Below are 19,109 nucleotides of genomic sequence, written 5' to 3' on the forward strand. Positions count from 1 at the left end.
CAATGGCGTTTCGAAGCGATCCGGCAGTGTTTGTGAGAGGCCCAAATACAGAAAGACGCCAAATGAACCTGAAGGCACTCTACCGATCAGCACGCTTGGACGGGGCGAAAGGCGAGGCGGCTCGTCAACTTCTAGCTCAGACGCACTGGTTCACGGTCAATGCCAGCTTCGACCCCAAGACAGGGGACGCCCTTCCTCAACCGTTGTCGGTATACCTCACCAAGCTCGTAGAGCCACGACAACCAAAGAAGGGAGACATAACTCAAGACCGTCTGTATCGGATCGCGGAGCACGCCCGTCCCGCCATTGAACGCCTCTTCCGGACTCTCAACGAAAGCCCACGGCGAGAATGCACGATCCTGCCGGTCAGGGCCGTGCGGGAACTCGATGCAGGCAGTTTCATCAAGCTCAGCACGCGTCCGGGACGCAACATCAGGGAGAAACTGGCTGGCAAGCCCTATCTTCAAGCCGTTCGTCGCTTTCAGTCCGTTGATCTGCCCGAGAATCGCCTGCTGAAGGCCTGCGTCTTCCGGCTGGCGGAACTACTCACATTGCGTTGCGATCTGCTTGGTGAACCGGAAGACGAACTGCTCCCTAAGATCGAATCGTGGCTCACTTCCGATCAAGGGCGAGCGGTCGGGCCCTGGGAAAATATTCCGCCGAATAACACACTTCTATCCCACCGTGACTACCGCCGTGTTTGGGATACCTGGCGACGCCTGCAAAGTCTGGATGACGACATTGCACGTGATCTTACACAACTGGATAGACGCTGCGAAACCATGAAGCGGTGGCTGGACTACGGACGCATGTATCGTGAGGCGACCTACATATTTGCGGAGATGCCCGTCCTATTTGATTACGACGAATTCATAATTCGCACTTGGACTCCCGAGCCGATATTTCACAATGCCCCACACAGCTTGCGCCGGTCCAGCGAGAGTCCGGTAGTCAATACTGTGGTATGCGTTGACCTTGCGGAGATGCGTCCGACATTTGCATCTGCACATGAGACATCTCACCACTTGACTGCCAACTATGTATGGCAGCAATGGAAGAATGCCACCATCACCGTCGACATCGCACTCTTCGCCTCCGATGCTGTCTGTCTTCATCGAGATGCCCACACGGTCAGTTCACACGATCTGTTCTTCCACAATGGCAGTATCCCTGATCATCTCTTGGATCGTGCCGCCCGGGCCTTCGCCGAGCGATTGCGCACGACATTCCGGACCGACAAGCTTATTTGGCTGGTTCCAGATAGTGTCAATGATTTTGAACTGGAAGTAGTCCGGCGCAATCTCAATGCTCACTTCCCCGGTGCTGAACCTCTTCCGCGTAGCATTGCGGCGCTGTTCGAGCACTTTGACTATTCCTGCATCACAGACGACGGCTATCCCGTGGTTATCGTTGATACGATTGGCGGCATAGCCTGCGCCACGATGTTGATCGCCAGGTTTGATGCCGATCTCCAGAAGCGACTTCCGGGGACCAGGGGATACTACTGGGAGCGTTGCCCGCCGGTAAAGCTCTCCCAACGCGACACCGAGCAAGACCTACCCTACGCCATGCCCACGGTGGACAGCGACGGGGTGTGGCGCCAGAGCGGTCCCCAATCCCGGCAGCCGCAGCTCACTGATCACAAGGTACTGAAAGATGACAAGCGCGTTGGGCACTTCGAGTTTTGCATCAATGTATCGCATAGCCCCTGCGCGGGCGGCCTCCGAGTCTACGAATGGCAAACACGGGCCAGCGACATTCCCTTGTGGAGAGATCGGATTCCCGAACTTGCGATAAAGAGTTATGTCAACGGTTATTATCGACGCTTTTGCCTTGTGTCACGCGGCACAACAGTTAAGCCCGTCCGCGGAGAATCCGTCCTGATACCCATCGAGGAGCGATTCACACTGCCGGCCGGAAGACGCTTCTACCAGTTCCCTCTATCCCAAGGGGAGAACGCTGCCGAACTCAGATTCTCCGCCCGCCTTGATTCGCCTGCATTCCCGCTGAAGTCCAACACCGAATGCACACTCACTCTGACCTTTCAGTACGGAGATGATGAGCCCTACACCTTGACGTTCACCCCGCTGGACAGGTCATTCCCACCCGTCCGCGCCACCTGGGAACGTACGGTTGGAAGGATTATAACCAACGCCCCTGCGCCCAGCTACCCATCTCCGCTCTCTTGGGACGACTTACGTCGGATGCCGAAACGCGACAGCAAGGAGACGCAAGATCTGCTGAAGTGGGCTATCTCCGCAGTTGACCGTTTGGATCACGACTTGTTCATCCGTCCCCGGCGAAGGACCGTCGGCTTGCTAACGACTGCATGGCGCGTCGATAAATACGGCGGCTATTATGCTTTTGCCGAATGCGCAGAAACGAATGAAAGGGTGTTCCTGCACCAACGCAGCTTCCTTGACGGAGTCGACTACGCTTTGTTTCAGGTGGGGGCTCAGCTATCGTTCGAACTTCAGAAGCGAGATGGGGGATATTCTGGCTGGAATATTGCACAACCCGATTATCAGGAGACAACACGACTGCGGCAATATGAGGGCGATGCAGTTGATGACTTGATTAGGACTATCCGCAGACGACTCTATTTCCCCATCATACAGGTATGGGGCGATGGTCGCTCGATTCAAGACAGACATTGCCCGCCACAGTTCGCCAAAGCGGCCGAAAAGCGAATCGCGTACCTGGCTGGCCTTATTGACATCGAGGCGTTGGGGCAGAATATAAAGAGAGAGTTGTTGTTCCTGCTTGCTTGCCTTCATAGGGACGCGCCGGGCGCATGCGTCGAATGGCTTATTGAACAAGTTAACAATGAAGACATTCGCGATCCACGAGCCGTTGGCTTCGCGTTGGGTGACGTCTCTCAGGAGTGGCAGCAATACATCTTTGACCGTCTCGCTTCAAGTCCGCGCAACGATGCTGTCAGTGTATTTGCCTACGCCATCTGGCGGGAGCCGCACTTCATTGAGCGTTACTCGTTGAGTCAACTGAAGGTGTTGCTCGATGCGCTGTCGCAACGGCTAGCCAACAGCGCCCCCCCACGAATGGGGTCCGTTCGAAAAGAGGACCAACGGAAAAGACGGAGCTGGGTGCGCAAGACCGCCGAACCGTTGGAGCTTCTCCTCGGGCTGTTGCGCACCCGCGATTCGAAAGATCCCGACATCAGAATGCTTCTGCAACCTCATCAACAAATAACGAAGCAGTTTGCGGAACAGGTTGACCGAATTGAGGAGGCTCTTGCTAAGACACAAGTGTCATTGTATTCCCGCGTCCAAATCAACATCCAGAAGCCTGTGGGCATCCGCACCCCGGATTTGCTCTACGCTTTGCGTTTGTATCTCACGGGTGACGATGGTGCCAACGCCATTCATATCACCGGCATTTCAGATATTGATGACGACTGAAAGGGGTACTGTATGAAGCACTATTTGCTCACCTAGTACGGAATCACCGAAGTCCGCGTTGCACTCGGGCTGGAACCAACCGATGGCCCCATTGTGAGCGCCCTCAGGGTCAGAAAGTACTCTGTCGCTGACACACCCTTTGCAAATCCCCTAGATTTCCGGATGAAATGCGTCTGAAGGAGGAGCAGTAGGTAACTTTGGATTTGAAGACCCGCCTTTAGTTTACGCGCCACAGAGCACAGCAGATCGGGGATGCGCTGAGCAATCCGGAGCTCGGGACGCCCTTTTCACGGAACGGCTGATGACAGAACTGGCGGCCGACGGAGTATGCTGCAGCGTTCAGATTGTTCCGCTGGAATTGAGACACCTAACGACGCGCCGGGGGCCCTCGATGCCGCCGCAGCTGCGGCAAGCTCGCCATTTCGGATGCATCCGAGAAGACGATAACGACCCGCATCAGCCCAGGAGCATCGATCACGGCCTACACGTGGGCGCTGATTGCACGGGCGCATCCCCAACACAAGATCGCCGTCATCGCCAGTTCGGAGCCGCGCCTGCCACCGGAGACAATTGATCTGCCCAAAGAGTTGCTCATGCCGGATGTTGCCGGGCCCCGAACTGCCAAGGCGTCCGAGTCCGACGTGATCTTGCATCTGCTCGGACGGGAACGGATGCCCATCTATTTTGGCATGCTTCAGTTCAAGGCGGGCCTTCACGTTTTCATCACGACAAAGGATTACCAGCATGCGGCCAATGTCCTGTCGCGTTGTCTTCCCGAGGCTTGCCGGAGCAGGACCGTAAACATCCAGGATCCGTTCAAGCCAGACGATACGCGGACGGCGATCCAGCGGCAGGTGTCCAAGTTGCCGCCTGCGGCACGGGTAGCGGTGAATCTGACGGGCGGAACAAAGCTGATGTTCGCAGGCGCGTTGGCCGCCTGCTGGAAGCGTGGTCTTGAGCCGTCTTACTTTGAGATCGAAAACCACAATATCATCTTTATCCGCGACGGTGTAACCGCCCCATTCATCGGTGCTAAGTCCGTCGCCGACTTTTTTGTCCTGACTCGCTTCGACGTCATCACGAATGGCCGATGGGAAGAAGAACCCTTGCCGCGCACCACGGATGGATGTAACCAAAGAGCTGCGGGATGCCAGACAGACGCTGGGCAAGCTCTACCAGACGTCCGAGTTTCGCAAATAGCGGGTTCCTTGGGGCAAGAGGCGGAACCCGCCGTTTAGTTGGAAGTGGGGAGATTCGGAGGCGTCTTTTGACGCGAAGGATGATGCGACTCTCGTTTTGTGCGGCAGGCGCCTGGATGTCCCTGCGTGCGACAATTCTGGGCAGTATCTTGGCGGCGGGTGGCTTGAGGAGTACGTTTTCACGCTATTGCGTGATCTCGAAGAGCGAGGGCTGATCCATGATCTGCGTATTGGAATGCAGGTGGATTACACGGGAAGAAATCACCACGCCAAAGAGCCGCCTCGCGGCGAGTTTGACTATGCTTTCATCGATGGAAAGCGATTGTGGCTTGTGGAGTGCAAGGCAGGAAACGTCAAGCAGGAGGATGTTCAGAAGCTGGAGAACCGCGTGAAGACTTTCGGGGGGCATTGCTGCAAGAGGGATTCTCGTCTTATCGTTCCCCATTGTCCCCGCACTTGTGAAGCGAACCCGTCCTTCAATTGCGATCTGTGCTGCCGTCCACGCCGTAGAAGTGAGGACGGATTTACTTTAACGCACGATTGCGTCATGATAATTGTGACGTCGGGGGCAGAAGACACCAACCCACCGATTGTAAGCTAAGAGGTTGGAAACGTAACACGATAACTATGAATCCCCTTGATGTGCCACCGCGCCTTGTCACATGTCATCGCAGTCTGCGACGATTTTAGAATGCAGAAATGTCACCGTAATCCACAAGATCACCAGACTGTCAGAGCTGTTTTGCGCGGAGTGTACGATCAGATTGGGGACCAAGAGGTCGCTGGTTCAAATCCAGTCGCCCCGATTGAAACAAAGCTGAAACAACGCATCGTTAAGACTTTTTCTCCTTGGCTTGGCTGCGGTCTCCTTTCGCACCGCCGGGTTTTCATCACACGTGCCAAGTCATCAGCAACTTTTCTGAGCGGCGTCGGCCCTCGGACTCCGGAATCCGGCAGGCGATTGTTAACCATGGGCGTCGGCGGAAGCGCCAACCATACATGCCCCGCGAGGCCCCTTTTTTTCGCTTATCCCGCCGCTTCAAGGCAAGGCCGTCCACCCCAGATTCTTGGCGCTACGTCGTACATCGCAAGCCCGCTGCGGGCGCGCCAAATGACAAATCCTCTTTTCGACACGAGGCCGAGCTTTAGCCTACCCTTTCGATACGAGGCGGCGATTTCTCGCACGGTCCCCGAACGGGGACATTTCCGGTGCTCGCCCGCATGATCGTCACCGACTCTTGATTTCGCGGCGCATGTGCGTAGGCTAAGGGGACGTGCTGCATCGCGCCGTCCCGTGCCTTCCTCGTGGAGTTCCCGCATGTTTACCCGCCGTTTTGCAAGGTTCCGCTCCCCCAAAGCACGAGGCGGATTCCCTCTTTTCGTGGTTTCGGCCCTCGCGGCATTCGGAGGAACGGTCTTCGCCGCGGATCAACCGCAATGGGGAGAGCGGTTTACTCGGAACATGGTTTCGGCGGAAAAGGACTTGCCGGCACGGTTCGATCCGGAAAACGGGGAAAACGTGCTTTGGTCGGCGGACCTGGGCACGGACAACTATTCCTCACCGATCGTGGCGGCCGGGCGAATCTACATCGGAGCCAACAATGCCCGACCGCGTGATCCTCGCATCCAAGGCGACCGCGCGGTGCTTCTCTGCTTGGACGAAAGGACGGGTGAATTGCAGTGGCAGTTGGCAGTGCCCAGATTGAGCGACGACCCCTACAAGGATTGGCCCCGAATCGGCATGTGCTCCCCGCCCACCGTCGACGGCGATCGCCTGTTCACGGTCACCAATCGTTTCGAAGTGGTATGTCTGGACGTGAAAGGCCAGAGCGATGGGAACGACGGGCCGTATCAAGACGAGGGTCGTCACATGGCGCCGGACGGCGAGCCGCCTCTTGAGGTCACCGGAACGGATGCCGACATCATTTGGCTCTTTGACATGCCGACAGAGGTAGGAAGTTATCCGCACGACGGAGCGCACGCCTCGATCTTGATGGACGGACGGTTTTTGTACATCAACACGGGCAACGGGGTGGACAACACGCACCGCACCATTCGCGCCCCGGAGGCCCCCAGCCTCATCGTGCTCGATAAGCGGACGGGACGTTTGGCGGCTCAAGACGGCGAGAGGATCGGCCCGAGAATCTTTCATGCCACGTGGTCGTCCCCGGCCATGGGCGAAATCGGGGGCAAACGGATCGTTTTTTTCGCGGGCGGGGACGGCGTGCTGTACGGTTTCGAGGCGTTACCGCAAGATCTTGCGGAGGGGCCCGTTCGAACCTTGAAGCGCGTCTGGCGATTCGATTGCGACCCCCAGGCCCCGAAAACGGACGTCCATCAATACATCGGCAACCGACGGGTCAGTCCCAGCAACATCAAAAGCATGCCGGTCTTTTACAACGGCCGCATCTACGTGACGGTGGGCGGGGACATCTGGTGGGGTAAACGGGAAGCCTGGGTTCAGTGCATCGACGCACGGGAAGAAGGGGATGTCACGGAAACGGCCCTCTTGTGGTCGCATCCCCTCCAGGAGCATTGCTGCTCCACTCCATCGATTGCCGACGGCTTGGTCTTCGTTGCCGATTGCGGACGGACCGTTCATTGCCTGGACGCGGAGACCGGCCGACCCTATTGGACGCACGTGATGCGCGGCGACGCCTACGGTTCCACGTTGGTAGCCGACGGCAAGGTGTACGTTGGTTCGCGGCGCGGCGATTTCTATATCTTTGCCGCGGAAAAAGAGAAGCGCATCTTGGCCGAGATCGACTTGGGAAGTCCCACGGCTTCGACCCCGACGGCCGCGAACGGCACGCTTTATGTAGCGACTTTGACGCGATTGTTCGCGGTGCGGGAGAAGGCGGCCTCCGATGCCGCCGACCGCCGGCCGTAGCTGCCGCGTCGGCCCACGGTCGAAGATCATGCGAGTTGCCTGCCGCACGCTCCCGCCGATTATTCGACTACTCGACCTTTCCCAATACCGGCACGCGGATCGTCTCATAGCCGGCCAAATCGGTGCGAACGATGATTTCGCCGCGAATATCGCCGGCTCGGCCCGTGGCTTCAAACGTCATGGGGATGACCGTAACGCTTTTCTTGCCGGTGGGCGTCACGAATCGAAAGCGGGAATCGGGACCTTGGACCTCCAGCACTTGGAACGGCTCGCGGGCCTGGATGACGATGTTGCGAGCCAAGGTGGCACCGGACTTCACCACGCCCAGCAAGACTTGCGAAGGTTGAACGCTGACGGCAGCCACAACCGAACCTTCCACAGGCAAACTGATGCGTTGGGCGTCGCTGCGAACGTCATTGGTGGTCAAATCGATGCGTTCCGAGAAGTACCCCGCCGGGGCGTCCGCTTGCAGCGTGACCGTAATTTCGTATCGCACCTGCCCGCCGCCGCGGGCCGTCTCAACCAGCTTTGCATCCAAGAAGGGCACGCTCGGCACGGCTTGAACGATTTGCCAGTCGTTGCGGCCCGCGTAACTGAGTTGCACCTTGCGGGCGGCGGTAGTACCCGCGGGAACGCCGGAAAACAATACTTCGCCCGGCTCGAATACCACGTCGCTGCGAATGTAGACGTAGGTATGCAGTTGCACTTCGGCGGGAAAGGGTTTATCGAAGGTCACGGTGATCGTGGCATCCTTGCGGCCCATGAAGGCCCGGGTGTCCACCGTAGCGATGATCTGGCCGACCTCGTACGTCTTCAGAGTGTCTTTGGTGAACCGCGGTTGCGTGCAGCCGCAGGTCGTTCGCACGTTGGCGATGTGGACGTCCTCGACATAGAGATTCTTCAACGTAAAGACATGCTCGACCTTGGCGCCCCGGGCCACCATGCCGAAATCGTGCTGAAGGTGGTCGAACATGGCGGACGCCCACTCCTGGCTGAAGCAGAGACGCCCCGTGCCGAAAATCATCACGGCCGTAAGAGCAGCCAACCCGAATCGCGTTTTCATGGCACTTACCATCGAAGGAGGGTCATTGAGGTAGGTAATTACGGCAAGGACGCAGGACCACGAATAGCGGTCCGAATCCATGCTCAAGAGCCCGTTCCGTAACACTCCGGAGCGGCCGTAACGACCGGTTGATGAATGCGCAGCGCTCCCTCAACCGGATTATCGCCTTTCTCGGCAAACCCCTCCGGAAGCGGATGATACTGATAGCCGCAATCCCAATCAATGCCGACTGCACCGTGGGCCGGACCTCTCCTGCCCTGCCCCGATTGCAATACCGGGGCGCTTTCCCGGGGCCGCAGCGATTTCCTGACATTCCCCGAAGGCCTGACGACGCCGCGCCAATTCTCCCGCAGGCCCGTTGATGGCAATGACCGATTCCGCTAGGCGTGTGTGCCCGTACGAATCGAATCAGACCCCAACGTCGCTCCTGGGATCGGGCTTTCGAGCGGCTGATTGTGAGGAAACGGGATGACGGACGGCGGTTTCCGCGGCTGATCCGCGACCGCCGGCGAAACCAAGGTGGTATACGCGAAGCGGAACGTTTCGCCGCCGGGAACGACGACCTGGTACAAAGGCAGGATCCGCTTCCAGCCCGTCGTGCGGATCAACTGCTCGGCCAGAATTCCCAAGTTCCACATCGCCAGGGCGAAGAACCACGCGATCTCGGCGGCAATCAAGAGCGCCGCCCGAACGGTAACCCCGCCCGCCGTTCCAACGATCCCGCAAAACATCAAGCCTAGTCCGAAAACGCCGGAGGCAATCGCGGCGTGAGAAAACCGGCTCAAAGGCGTGCGGCGTCCCCGAGGGAGCGAAGCGAGAACCGCAAGGTCGCGCAAGACGCGAAACGTCCTTCGCAGTCCGTATTTGGTGCTGCCGGAACTTCGCGGACGATGCCGCACGTCGAGTTCGACCGATCTCGCCCCCAGCGCATCGGCTAAGACAGGGATGAACCGATGCATCTCGCCGATCAGCTCCAATCGTTCGGCCAATTCGCGGCGCATGGCCCGCAGGGCGCAACCCAAATCGTGAACCTCGGTGCCGGTAACGCGGCGAACCAGCCAATTGGCGACCGAGGAAGGCAAACGGCGGGTCCAAAAAGCGTCTCGCCTTTTCTGCCGCCGCCCGTGAACGACGTCGTAACCCTGCTCCAAGACACGGATCAATCGCGGAATATCGGCAGGATCGTTTTGCAAATCTCCGTCCAGGGTCACAACGATCCTTCCCGCCGTCGCGTGAATCCCCGCCGCCAAGGCCGTAGTCTGCCCGAAATTCGTCGCGAAACGCACGAGTTTGACCCGGGGATCGCCCGCGGTCACGGCGAGCAACCGCTCCCAAGTCTCGTCCCGGGATCCGTCGTCCACGAAGCAAATCTCCCAGGAGCGCCCCAGCCCCTCCAGCACGCCGACCAGTTCTTCGTACAGCGGCCGCACATTGCCTTCCTCGTTACACAACGGGATCACCACCGAGATTTCCGCTACCGCGACGGCATTGCTGAAGGACTGGTACATGCGATCTTCCTTGACAGCCGGGAGTGCAGGCCTTCTCCCGCCTCCAAAAACCCTTCCCCGCGTGTCCAGGAAACCTTCACCGATCCCCCGGAGGGTCCGAATCCGTCAAAACACGATCGAAAACGCCCCTCCCCCGGATAAGGGTATCGCTCCGGGAAATGGGGAGGGCCCGTCCGGCGGAATTGCCGACCGCCCGCATCTTACCGATTTCCGCCGATTCACGGCAACGCTGCTTTACCCCCAATAATGGCTACTGCTTTTCCTTCGTGAAAGGGTTAGACTACTCCCAGACATACCGAAAAGGACGGTATCAGAACGCCGCGTGGATTGCGTTTCTCTCGCCGTTGTCGTTTTCAAGCCCGGACTACCCGAGCGCGCGAGTGTTCAGTCTCTTTCCCCGAAAGGATCGTCGCCATGTCAGCCGGTCATAAGTTCGCTTTGGTATCGTTGGCGGCAATCGTCACAGCGTCCGCGGTCGCAGTCGTCGCCCACGCGCAACTGGGATCTTCCGCCGATGCCCGGGTCCGCAAGGTGATTGAAGCCGTCGGTTGGAAATACGAGGTTGATTCCGACGGCGACTACACGATGGTCTTTCGTTTCGACGACGACCGAACGCAACTCGTCTATGCCAACAGCAAGACGGTGGAGCTGGGTAATATGGAAATTCGGGAAGTCTGGGCGCCCGGTTTCAGAGTCCCTGCGGACGCCACGGCTGAGATGCTGATGGATCTGTTGCGAGATAACAACCGCGTGAAGGTCGGGGCGTGGCGAGTCATCAAGTCGGGTGATGACTTGGTGGCCGTGTTCACGGCCCAAATCTCGGCCGACGCCGATAAAGAGACGTTTCAAACCGTCGTCCAAGCTGTCTGCACGACGGCCGACGAGAAAGAAAAGGCGGTTACCAGCGGCAATGATGATTTTTAAACGATTCCCCTTCACTCGGCCCGGATTTCCCCCGCGGCGGCAAACACCGCCATCTCGGCCAGGCCGACGTTCGGCGTTCCCGGCTTGACGCCCGTGATCGCGAATGCCACCCACCACGCTTCGCGCGGGGGAAAGGCGATTTCCAGGCCCTCTCCCGGACCGTCGGGTAACGGCGGAACGGCGATGGTGGTGCCGTCGCTGAAAATCAGCATGCCGGCGGTGATCTGATCGAGGTCGTTCGGCCGGTCGAAGAGCCAAATCCGGTCGATCGTCTCGGGTGAATCCCAGGTCAACCGCACAAAAGCCGTCTCCGCCTCGCCCAGGCCCGCCCACTCCGTCTGCGGGCTGTCGGGAAAACCTGCCGCCGAACCATCGCACAAGGCCTCGGCCCGATAACCGGGATGCACGGAACTCACGCTGATCTTGGCACGGCGGGCGACATTCCGCGGAGACATCCAGGGCGAGTCCTCGCACGGCTCGTCCGGGGAAATCAGCCGAATCTCTTGCAGGCACATACCGTAACGACTCCCCGGCGGATTCGAGCGAATCTTCGCGTCGTTCCAATTGGGCGCAAAGTTGGCGGCGTAACAAAGCCACATCGTGCGACCATCCGCAGAGATGAACCGCGAAGGCAGATTCAAGAAGTAGGCCTGCTCGCCGAAGTGGTACCAATACTTGACCATACGATAGGGACCGGTGATGCGATCGGCTTCCAGCACGTAACTATTGAAGAAGCCCGCCGTATTCGTGCCGTCGGTGACGCACATCAAATATTTTTTCAAGGGAGCGTTGTAAGTGATCGTCACGCATCCCATATTGTCGTCCCAACGAACGATCGGCCGAATGGCGGAAAAATCTCGGCTCCAAATCGGCCGGCCGTCTTCATCGTCGCCGGCATAGAACTCGTAAGCCGCCGGATCGTTGAGGCTTTCCGGCCCCGGCGAGACGCGAAGAAGGTAGATTTCGTCACCGGTAATCCAACTGTTGTACCCGAAGCGGCGATTCTCAGGCCCTCGTGACGCCCCGTGCGAGACCAGATAGACCTTGCCGTCCGGCGAGTGCTCCAGCTCCCGACCGAAGTCCACCACATGGGCCGCGCCGATCTTGACCGGCCGCCCCTCCAGTCCCGACTCGCCGAAAAGAGGATTTGCCGGAGAGTGCGGACAAGGCGTCCAGGTCTTTCCACCGTCGCGCGAGACATGAAATCCTACCAGCGGCCCGAGCCACGGCCAGTTGTAAACGACGCCCTCTTGCTCGACCCGGCCCGAGGGCGCCAGAGCGTAGGTTCCGATGTACCACACGCCGTCGAAAAAGAGATTCGCCGAAGGATATCGCCCATGATACGGCAAGGCGGAACCCGGTATAACGCCGGGATCTATCACCTGGAGATGGAGTGGGTCGTCGCCGACGATCACCGCGTGCCCCACGACGGCCCGATCACCATTCCCCGAAATGGCGACGACATCGCCCACTCTTCCGTCCGTGAAACAAGAATAGAGCTTGTCATCTGCCGCCCAAGAGGGATACCAAGTATCGGCTCCCGTATACTCGGCGTGACGTCCGGTAAAGCCCACTTCCACGAAGTCTGAAGAACGGGTGAGCGGGCAATCCGGAGGCGGTTCCGAAGGCCAAGTGAAATACTTTGCGGGCGGCGGAGCCGCGATTGTGCGGAAGGTAGCACCGCCGGTTCGCAAGGTCGGCTCCTGCCCTGCGGCCGGCCCTCCGATCAGAAAGATCGTACACAATATCGCAACGAACACGCGCCCCAAGCCGCCGTCATCCATCGTTTCGAGTCGGTACGTCATGGCTCTTTCCCATTCCCCAAGTGAAAAGACGGTCCTGCAAATCCGGCCGTGAAAGAATACGACCAGGACTCCCCGAAACGCCATCACGGCCGCCAAGGCATTGCTAAAGAGTTCGGATCCTCAACTCCGCGAAGGGATCCGCCCCCTATTCCTGCTTGACGTCGAAGACGTCCCCTTCCGTCACGGGATGCCGGTCGGCAGGGGTTCCGCTTTCGTGTGCCTCGGTGTCCGCCGCGCCGGCGGCCGAAGCGGGCTTGGGGCCCGCGCTCGGACGTTTCAAGAAGGCGATCCAGCCCATGACGCCTTTGGCGTCTTTATAGTACTCGAAACCGACCAACTCCCAGCCGTGCTGTCCTAACTCATTCAACTCGTCTTGCAACGCCAATTCGGATCGCCGTACCGTGTAAAGGTACTCCCAGCGCTGCTGGGCCGTGATAACGGCAGTCTTGGTCATCACCGCTCCCCTCCCTTTTCATCGCCGATCACCTGAGCCAAATCTTGCCGACAAACGCTGTCTTCCCGCCGCCCCTTGGTTCTTAGCAAAAAGGATGACGGCCGCACCCCGCGACGGAGACCGACTTGCTCCTTGCGGACGGCCCGACGACGGATCGCATCAGGATTCGCGGCCGACCGGGAAAGGACACGCTCTATCGCGGAATGTCCCTCGATTCCGTCAACGGCCCATAGGTGCGCGGCATTCGATGCCGCGGTCCGATCGTTCGCCAATCGCCGACCCAAGGTAGCAGATGGCGCTCCTCCAGGTCCACTTCCGCCCAGAAAACACCTTCCCGGCCTTCATTGCGCGCCAACACCCTCCCCAAAGGATCGATCACCAAGCTGCTGCCGTCGTACACGGAGGCAACCAGGTAGAAACCGCCGTCCCTTGCTCGAACACGGAAGACGTTTTCCCCCTCTACCCGTCCCTCTTGATCGGGAAAGGTCGTGCCCCAGGTCGGCGCGAAGACGACCTCCGCACCTTGGATTCGCCACATCGCGGCGACCTCGGGGAAGAACCAGTCATAGCAGATCTGAATGGCCACCCGGCCGAAATCGGTTTCGAAGACCGGATAATCGCCGCCCGGCGTAATACCCTGCCGCCATTCCTCCCGAGGCAGGTGAACTTTGCGATACCTGCCTGCTAACTTGCCTTGGCGATCGATGAGTACGGCGGTATTGTAAAGCGTATCGCCGTCGCGCTCGTACAACCCCGCCACGATCCAAAGGCGGTTTTTCGCCGCACATCCTCCCAGGTATTCGGTGGACGGTCCCGGTACCGGCTCGGCCACGTCGGCCATGGACTTGTTCGTCCCCACGACGGTAATACCTTCGCCCAAGCACACCGCATCCAGCCCCAATTGTCCCGCTTGGTCGATGTATTGCGCGAACCGCTCCAGGTTGGATTGCGGTGAGCCGTTCCGCGGCCGGAAATGGATGGTTCCGATTTTCACGGTCCGTCCGGCCCGCGGGGCCGTTTCACGAAATACCACATCCTCCAGACGGACGCGACCGCCGCGGAGCCACTTGACCTCCAGCGAGATTTCCGCGGCATCGGCGTCCTGCGGAGCAGCGAATACGTCTTGTAGCGTGAATACCACGGTATCGGAATCGGCCGCTGACTGCCGGCACTCCCTCGCCTGCATTCCCGCCGGATGTGTCGGTTTCCCTTGCCGCAAAAACGTCACACGAGCCAATACCGCGGCCTGGATCGGTTCGCTCAGATTCCACGCCGTTCCTCGCAATTCGAGAAGATACGACCGCCCGCCCTGAACCCGCTCGACCTTTTGCGAGATCGCACCGACGGCGAACGGGCGGTCCGGTGACGCCCACAAGACGCCCTGCTCCTCGAAGACGGGCATGATCTGCGCCGGACTGAACGCAGGTTGGAAGACGCTCCAGACTTGATCGGGCTGAAGCGAACCCTGCGGCGAAAACGTCGGACATCGGAGCAGGTTGGTCGCGGCGGGTTCTTCGGCAAACGTCGCCCTACTCTCAACCGAAACACCCCACAGAAGAGTTCCCCCCAGCAGCAAAACCCAACCAGCCGGCGGGATCGCAAAGCGAGCTTTTCCGCTCCCCTCTGTTTCCCAAACTCGATCGAGCGCCGTTCCGCGCACCATGGCCCGACGTCCTCCCGCACGCATCTCGGTCCTCAACTTGCTATCGCTCGGTCTACTGCACGTATTCGAAAAGGACATCGGCCTTTCTCGCCACCTCGAACAGATAGTTTTTCGATGCCTCGTACTCGGCCGGGCCCTTCATGTGCTCGATCATCAAGGGAACGTCGGCGGGCAGCGTTGCCAGACGCCGCAGGTATGTCACGTAATCGATTTCGCCCTCGCCCAGCGTCACTTCTACGAAGTGGACGTTCATCTCCACTTCCCATTTCAGGTCCTTGGCGTGGCAACTGACGATCCAGGGTCCCAGCTTGTCGAAGCACTCGTTAAGCAAACCTGTATTGTCGTAGAACTTGGCCGGGCTGTTCACCAAGTTGCACGGATCCAAGTGCACGGCGAATGCCTCGCGATCGACCGCCCGGATCATGCGAAGATACGAGTCCGGGCTGTCCGGCAGCGACCACCCCATCATCTCGTACGCAAATTTAGCGTGCTTCGGCTTGACTGCGTCGATGATGCGGCGGGCATTCTCCACCGCGGCCTGGAAAAACTCCTCGGATAGGTTCTTGGGGTGCGGCCCGAACCAAACCGTCGGGTTAAACGAGCCGGCGATATTCACGCAGCACCGGGCGCCGACTTCCTCGGCAATCGCCAGTCCGTCCATGACGCGCTGCATGTTTTCCCCTCGCTTCTGCGGATCGGCATCCAGCAGATTGCACCAGACCCCGACTTCCGCAATCACGACGTCGTGCTGTTGGAAGCCTTCGCGAATCTCGCGAAGCCGATCCGTTTCCTGGATTCCCACCGGCGGGCAGTAAGCGGCTCGGTAGCCTTGCTCGCGGTGCAAGCGGGCCAGTTCCGCGGGGTCCTTGGGGGCATGAAACACGGGGGCTCCCAAGCGGATGGGATGCTTCGCGCCGGTCACCGGTCGGTCGCCCGCCGTGGTCGGCGGCGCCGCGCCTTCGGTCGTACGCAACATTCCCGCCGCCATCGCCGCGCCCGTCGTCTGCAAAAAGCCTCGTCGCGTGGTGCTCATCGAGCTTGATCCTTTCGATCGGTCATTCATTTCTCGCGATATACCGCTCTATTTACATGTTCCGCGAACCTCGCCAAGCGGCAGCTTCCGACCGAGTTCGGCATACCACAAAGTCGGCGGCCGTCGGTCCGGAACGTCTTACTTAGGTTCCAACCAAGAGAGATCCACGCTGGTGAACACGATCTGCTGATAGGGATGCTCCGTGCCTTTCTCCCAAAGTATGCCGAGGGTTCCATCTCTTAGAACAGTCAAATCCGAGTAGGCGGCCGGCCCGTCCCAAATCGTTCTGGGATTCTTGAATTCCGGGTCACCGTCATACGAGGTCCACAACGTCAGGCCCTTTCTCCCCGGTCCTCGCGGCCCCGAGAATACCATGCGATCGTGTCCGCCGCCGTCCGCTCGGCAGGTGAATCGTTCTATCGCGCACATCACGGGCGTAATCGCCGGCCCCGGCCCGATCGGGACCCAGGTCGTTCCGTCATCGCGGCTTTCGTACAACAAACGCCGCGGGCCGGATTGTTGGCGGCAATCCAGCCGGATCGTTCCGTCGCATTGCTGCGCCAATTGCGATTCATCGCTGCCTGCTTCGTTGGGTAGAATCGCGCCGCGCTGCCACGTTTTGCCGTGATCGTCGCTAAACAAAATGAAATTGCGATAGGGGGCGAATTTCCAGCAGGGAACCAAGAGACGCCCGCTCGTCGATTGGATGGCTCCGCCCGGTCCGGGGATGGTGACTCTCCATTGCGGATCGCCGTAGTCGCGAGCCGTGCGAGAAATGTCGATAGGCTCGCTCCAGGTGGCACCGTTGTCATCGCTGTAGCGAATCAAGTTGCGGACGTCATCCGTTCCCGCCCGAGCCGCGTGCGTGCCTCGCCCCGGTTCGCAGCGGACGTAAAACAACCACACTCTGCCCGTTTCCCGATCCAACAACGGCGCGGGATTCGCGGCGGACCAGAACTTGCCCGGGGCCTCGATGACTTGCATGGGCGACCAACTTCGCCCGTCGTCCCGGCTCCGCTTCAAGACCAGATCGATCTCTTGGCCCTGACCGCCGGGATCGGAAAGGTTGTACTTGCGCGCCTCGGCAAAGGCCAACACGGAACCATCGGCGGCCGTCAGCACGGCGGGGATGCGATAGGCGAAATAGCCGTTTTCCGCTTGGGAAAACACCACCGTTTCTCGAGGGTATTCGTCCGAAAGTACCGGCGTCGTGAGGCACAACAGGACCGCCACTATGAACGTCGCTCTCATTTTCAATCTTCCCTCCGTTCCCCGCAGAAACGGCACGCTCGTGCATGAAGGCAACCACCCACAACAATGTGATCTTACGAACGGCGAATTGCAAGCCGCAGCCGGTGTTCTACCACTTCCGAGGCAACATCGGCGGGAGGACACATCCGGCCGCAACTCGGTCGGCATCCGCAAACGCGCAGTTTTGCACGACAAGACCAGCGAGCACCGGCGAACCGCGTGCCCCGATGATGAGAGTAAATATTGGTTCGTCTGTCAGGCCATTTCGTCGGATTTCTAGATGTCCGTCTCTTGCAGGACCCGGCCCATCTCGGCGGCCAAGAAGAAGGAGCCGGTGACGCAAACCAAATCTTCGGCTCGCACCGCCGCGCGCACGGCGCGCCATGCCTCCCCGGCATCAGGGCACACGATGAAACGGCCCGGCATGATGTTTTCGGCGGCGGCCGACAAGATATCCACCGGCAGCATCCGCGGATTGCCGTGATACTGCGTGAGCACGAAATAGTCGAAATGAGATGCCAGGAGCCGCAGCATGCCCGCATAGTCCTTGCCCTGAGTGGTCCCGAACACGACCCATTTTCGACGGGCATCGAAGCACTCGCTCAGGGTTCGGCACAGCACCTCGACCGAAGCCACGTTGTGCGCGGCGTCCATCACGACGACCGGTTTCCGCCGCACGACCTCGATTCTGGCGGGAGGGGCGACGTTCGCCAAGGCCTCGCGATACGCCGTCACGGGAATGCGGAGACCCAGGTCGTGCTGCATTCGTCGCACGGCAGCCACGGCCAGCAGGGCGTTTCGGGCCTGATGCTCTCCCACCAGCCGCAACTCCGATTGGAGAAAAAACGGGCTGTCTTCCGGAAGGCGTACTTCCATTTCGACCCAGCCGCGACCATCGCCCAGTTCCAGGTGCCGCGGCGACCGATAACGATACGAAAGATGTTCCGGATAAGCGATCCACGGGGCTCCCCGTTTGCCCGCCACGCGGCGGATGACTTCTCTCGGCTCAGCATCGGTAACGCCGCTCACCACGGGAATTCCGCGCTTGATGATCCCCGCCTTCTCCCACGCAATCTGTTTCAGCGAGGTCCCCAAGATATCGGTGTGATCGTAGCTGATGCTGGTGATGACGGAGACGGCGGGTCGGCACACATTGGTCGCGTCCAATCGGCCGCCCAACCCCACCTCCAGCACGGCGAGATCGACGCCCTGCCGCGCGAAATGCAGCGCGGCCATCGCGGTTAGAATCTCGAAGTAGGTCGGGCCGCCCTCGCCCATACTCTCCCAGCCCGCATCCATCTCCCGAACCACCGGCCGGATTTCCTCAAGCAGTCGATCGAAATGCTCGGGCGGACAGGGACGCCCGTCCACCGCCAGCCTTTCCTCGACTTGCAGCAGGTGAGGCGACGTGAACACGCCCACGCGATAGCCCGCCGCTTGCAGGATCCCCGCCGCCATGCCGGCCGTCGAACCCTTCCCCTTCGTTCCCGTGACGTGCAAAATCGGATAACACCGATCGGGGTTGCCCAACCGATCGAGCAACTCACGGGTGCGGCTCAATTTGAAAACCTTGCTCCGCAGCGGTCCGCCGGGGATGGTCCTCTCGAAATTCGTACGACTGAGCAAAAACCCTCGCAACTCGGCTTGCCGCAACTCACCGAGCCGGGGATTTGCGCCCGATTGGGGCGGATAGGAGGTGGGATTTTCCGGCATCGTTTCGTGATTGAGGGAGAAGTGAACCGGAGTGCTGGAATTCGGATCGTAGCCTTGCCACGGGTATGGCCTTCGGCAAACGCGCGGCTAGGACCTACCCTTATTGTCGCGGAAAAGAATCGCTTGCCAATGAGTCCCTTTCCCGCCGGGGCCGGTAGGGAGGCGTTTCGCCGCCCGTAAAAAGACC

At 59.6% G+C, this 19,109-nt stretch carries 13 protein-coding genes; 5 read left to right on the plus strand and 8 right to left on the minus strand.

All coding sequences use genetic code 11. The features are described 5' to 3' along the window. The first annotated feature begins 62 nt into the window (after positions 1-62). The 4 genes from ACZ5B4_RS08195 to ACZ5B4_RS08210 all read left to right on the plus strand — a co-directional run bounded on the left by ACZ5B4_RS08195 (position 63) and on the right by ACZ5B4_RS08210 (position 7,508). A complete protein-coding gene (locus ACZ5B4_RS08195; protein ID WP_464913947.1) occupies positions 63-3,419 on the plus strand; it encodes a hypothetical protein in 3,357 nt (1,118 codons plus the stop codon). A 593-nt stretch (positions 3,420-4,012) separates the two neighbouring features. Further along, positions 4,013-4,657, plus strand: a complete 645-nt coding sequence (locus ACZ5B4_RS08200) for a hypothetical protein (RefSeq protein ID WP_464913948.1) — start codon at positions 4,013-4,015, stop codon at positions 4,655-4,657. Between the two features lie 58 nt (positions 4,658-4,715). After that, positions 4,716-5,219, plus strand: coding sequence for a Card1-like endonuclease domain-containing protein (locus tag ACZ5B4_RS08205; protein ID WP_464913949.1), 504 nt, complete (start codon positions 4,716-4,718; stop codon positions 5,217-5,219). Positions 5,220-5,999: 780 nt separating this feature from the next. Continuing rightward, complete coding sequence (locus ACZ5B4_RS08210; protein ID WP_464913950.1) at positions 6,000-7,508, plus strand: outer membrane protein assembly factor BamB family protein; 1,509 nt, start codon at positions 6,000-6,002, stop codon at positions 7,506-7,508. A 67-nt stretch (positions 7,509-7,575) separates the two neighbouring features. On the opposite strand, the gene ACZ5B4_RS08215 is transcribed toward ACZ5B4_RS08210, so the two are convergent. Next, on the minus strand, positions 7,576-8,571 hold the full coding sequence (locus tag ACZ5B4_RS08215; RefSeq protein ID WP_464913951.1) for a DUF1573 domain-containing protein: 996 nt from the start codon (positions 8,569-8,571) through the stop codon (positions 7,576-7,578). A gap of 380 nt (positions 8,572-8,951) precedes the next feature. Continuing rightward, on the minus strand, positions 8,952-10,079 hold the full coding sequence (locus tag ACZ5B4_RS08220; protein WP_464913952.1) for a glycosyltransferase family 2 protein: 1,128 nt from the start codon (positions 10,077-10,079) through the stop codon (positions 8,952-8,954). A 414-nt stretch (positions 10,080-10,493) separates the two neighbouring features. Between ACZ5B4_RS08220 and ACZ5B4_RS08225 the strand changes: the two genes are divergently transcribed. Continuing rightward, positions 10,494-11,003: a YbjN domain-containing protein gene (locus ACZ5B4_RS08225; protein WP_464913953.1), complete on the plus strand. Its 510-nt coding sequence runs from the start codon at positions 10,494-10,496 to the stop codon at positions 11,001-11,003. A gap of 11 nt (positions 11,004-11,014) precedes the next feature. Here the strand turns inward: ACZ5B4_RS08225 and ACZ5B4_RS08230 are convergent, their stop codons facing one another. The 6 genes from ACZ5B4_RS08230 to ACZ5B4_RS08255 all read right to left on the minus strand — a co-directional run bounded on the left by ACZ5B4_RS08230 (position 11,015) and on the right by ACZ5B4_RS08255 (position 18,922). After that, a complete protein-coding gene (locus ACZ5B4_RS08230; protein WP_464913954.1) occupies positions 11,015-12,808 on the minus strand; it encodes a DUF7402 domain-containing protein in 1,794 nt (597 codons plus the stop codon). Positions 12,809-12,953: 145 nt separating this feature from the next. Beyond that, the gene (locus tag ACZ5B4_RS08235; RefSeq protein ID WP_464913955.1) at positions 12,954-13,262 is read right to left on the minus strand and encodes a hypothetical protein; all 309 of its coding nucleotides are present in this window, start codon (positions 13,260-13,262) and stop codon (positions 12,954-12,956) included. Between the two features lie 193 nt (positions 13,263-13,455). Further along, the gene (locus ACZ5B4_RS08240) at positions 13,456-14,925 is read right to left on the minus strand and encodes a carbon-nitrogen hydrolase family protein (protein WP_464913956.1); all 1,470 of its coding nucleotides are present in this window, start codon (positions 14,923-14,925) and stop codon (positions 13,456-13,458) included. 52 nt (positions 14,926-14,977) lie between these two features. Further along, on the minus strand, positions 14,978-15,958 hold the full coding sequence (locus ACZ5B4_RS08245; RefSeq protein ID WP_464913957.1) for a sugar phosphate isomerase/epimerase family protein: 981 nt from the start codon (positions 15,956-15,958) through the stop codon (positions 14,978-14,980). A 138-nt stretch (positions 15,959-16,096) separates the two neighbouring features. After that, positions 16,097-17,209, minus strand: a complete 1,113-nt coding sequence (locus ACZ5B4_RS08250) for a sialidase family protein (protein ID WP_464913958.1) — start codon at positions 17,207-17,209, stop codon at positions 16,097-16,099. 276 nt (positions 17,210-17,485) lie between these two features. Further along, the gene (locus ACZ5B4_RS08255; RefSeq protein WP_464913959.1) at positions 17,486-18,922 is read right to left on the minus strand and encodes a bifunctional folylpolyglutamate synthase/dihydrofolate synthase; all 1,437 of its coding nucleotides are present in this window, start codon (positions 18,920-18,922) and stop codon (positions 17,486-17,488) included. Positions 18,923-19,109: the final 187 nt, after the last annotated feature.

The sequence above is a fragment of the Thermogutta hypogea genome (assembly GCF_055386265.1).

What these genes read in the sequence shown, in the direction of transcription:
- ACZ5B4_RS08200 (WP_464913948.1), top strand. Translation starts at nt 4,013, where the DNA reads ATGCCGGATGTTGCCGGGCCCCGAACTGCCAAGGCGTCCGAGTCCGAC.
- ACZ5B4_RS08230 (WP_464913954.1), bottom strand. Translation starts at nt 12,808, where the DNA reads ATGACGTACCGACTCGAAACGATGGATGACGGCGGCTTGGGGCGCGTG.
- ACZ5B4_RS08240 (WP_464913956.1), bottom strand. Translation starts at nt 14,925, where the DNA reads ATGGTGCGCGGAACGGCGCTCGATCGAGTTTGGGAAACAGAGGGGAGC.
- ACZ5B4_RS08195 (WP_464913947.1), top strand. Translation starts at nt 63, where the DNA reads ATGAACCTGAAGGCACTCTACCGATCAGCACGCTTGGACGGGGCGAAA.
- ACZ5B4_RS08245 (WP_464913957.1), bottom strand. Translation starts at nt 15,958, where the DNA reads ATGAGCACCACGCGACGAGGCTTTTTGCAGACGACGGGCGCGGCGATG.
- ACZ5B4_RS08215 (WP_464913951.1), bottom strand. Translation starts at nt 8,571, where the DNA reads ATGAAAACGCGATTCGGGTTGGCTGCTCTTACGGCCGTGATGATTTTC.
- ACZ5B4_RS08255 (WP_464913959.1), bottom strand. Translation starts at nt 18,922, where the DNA reads ATGCCGGAAAATCCCACCTCCTATCCGCCCCAATCGGGCGCAAATCCC.
- ACZ5B4_RS08220 (WP_464913952.1), bottom strand. Translation starts at nt 10,079, where the DNA reads ATGTACCAGTCCTTCAGCAATGCCGTCGCGGTAGCGGAAATCTCGGTG.
- ACZ5B4_RS08250 (WP_464913958.1), bottom strand. Translation starts at nt 17,209, where the DNA reads ATGAGAGCGACGTTCATAGTGGCGGTCCTGTTGTGCCTCACGACGCCG.
- ACZ5B4_RS08225 (WP_464913953.1), top strand. Translation starts at nt 10,494, where the DNA reads ATGTCAGCCGGTCATAAGTTCGCTTTGGTATCGTTGGCGGCAATCGTC.
- ACZ5B4_RS08235 (WP_464913955.1), bottom strand. Translation starts at nt 13,262, where the DNA reads ATGACCAAGACTGCCGTTATCACGGCCCAGCAGCGCTGGGAGTACCTT.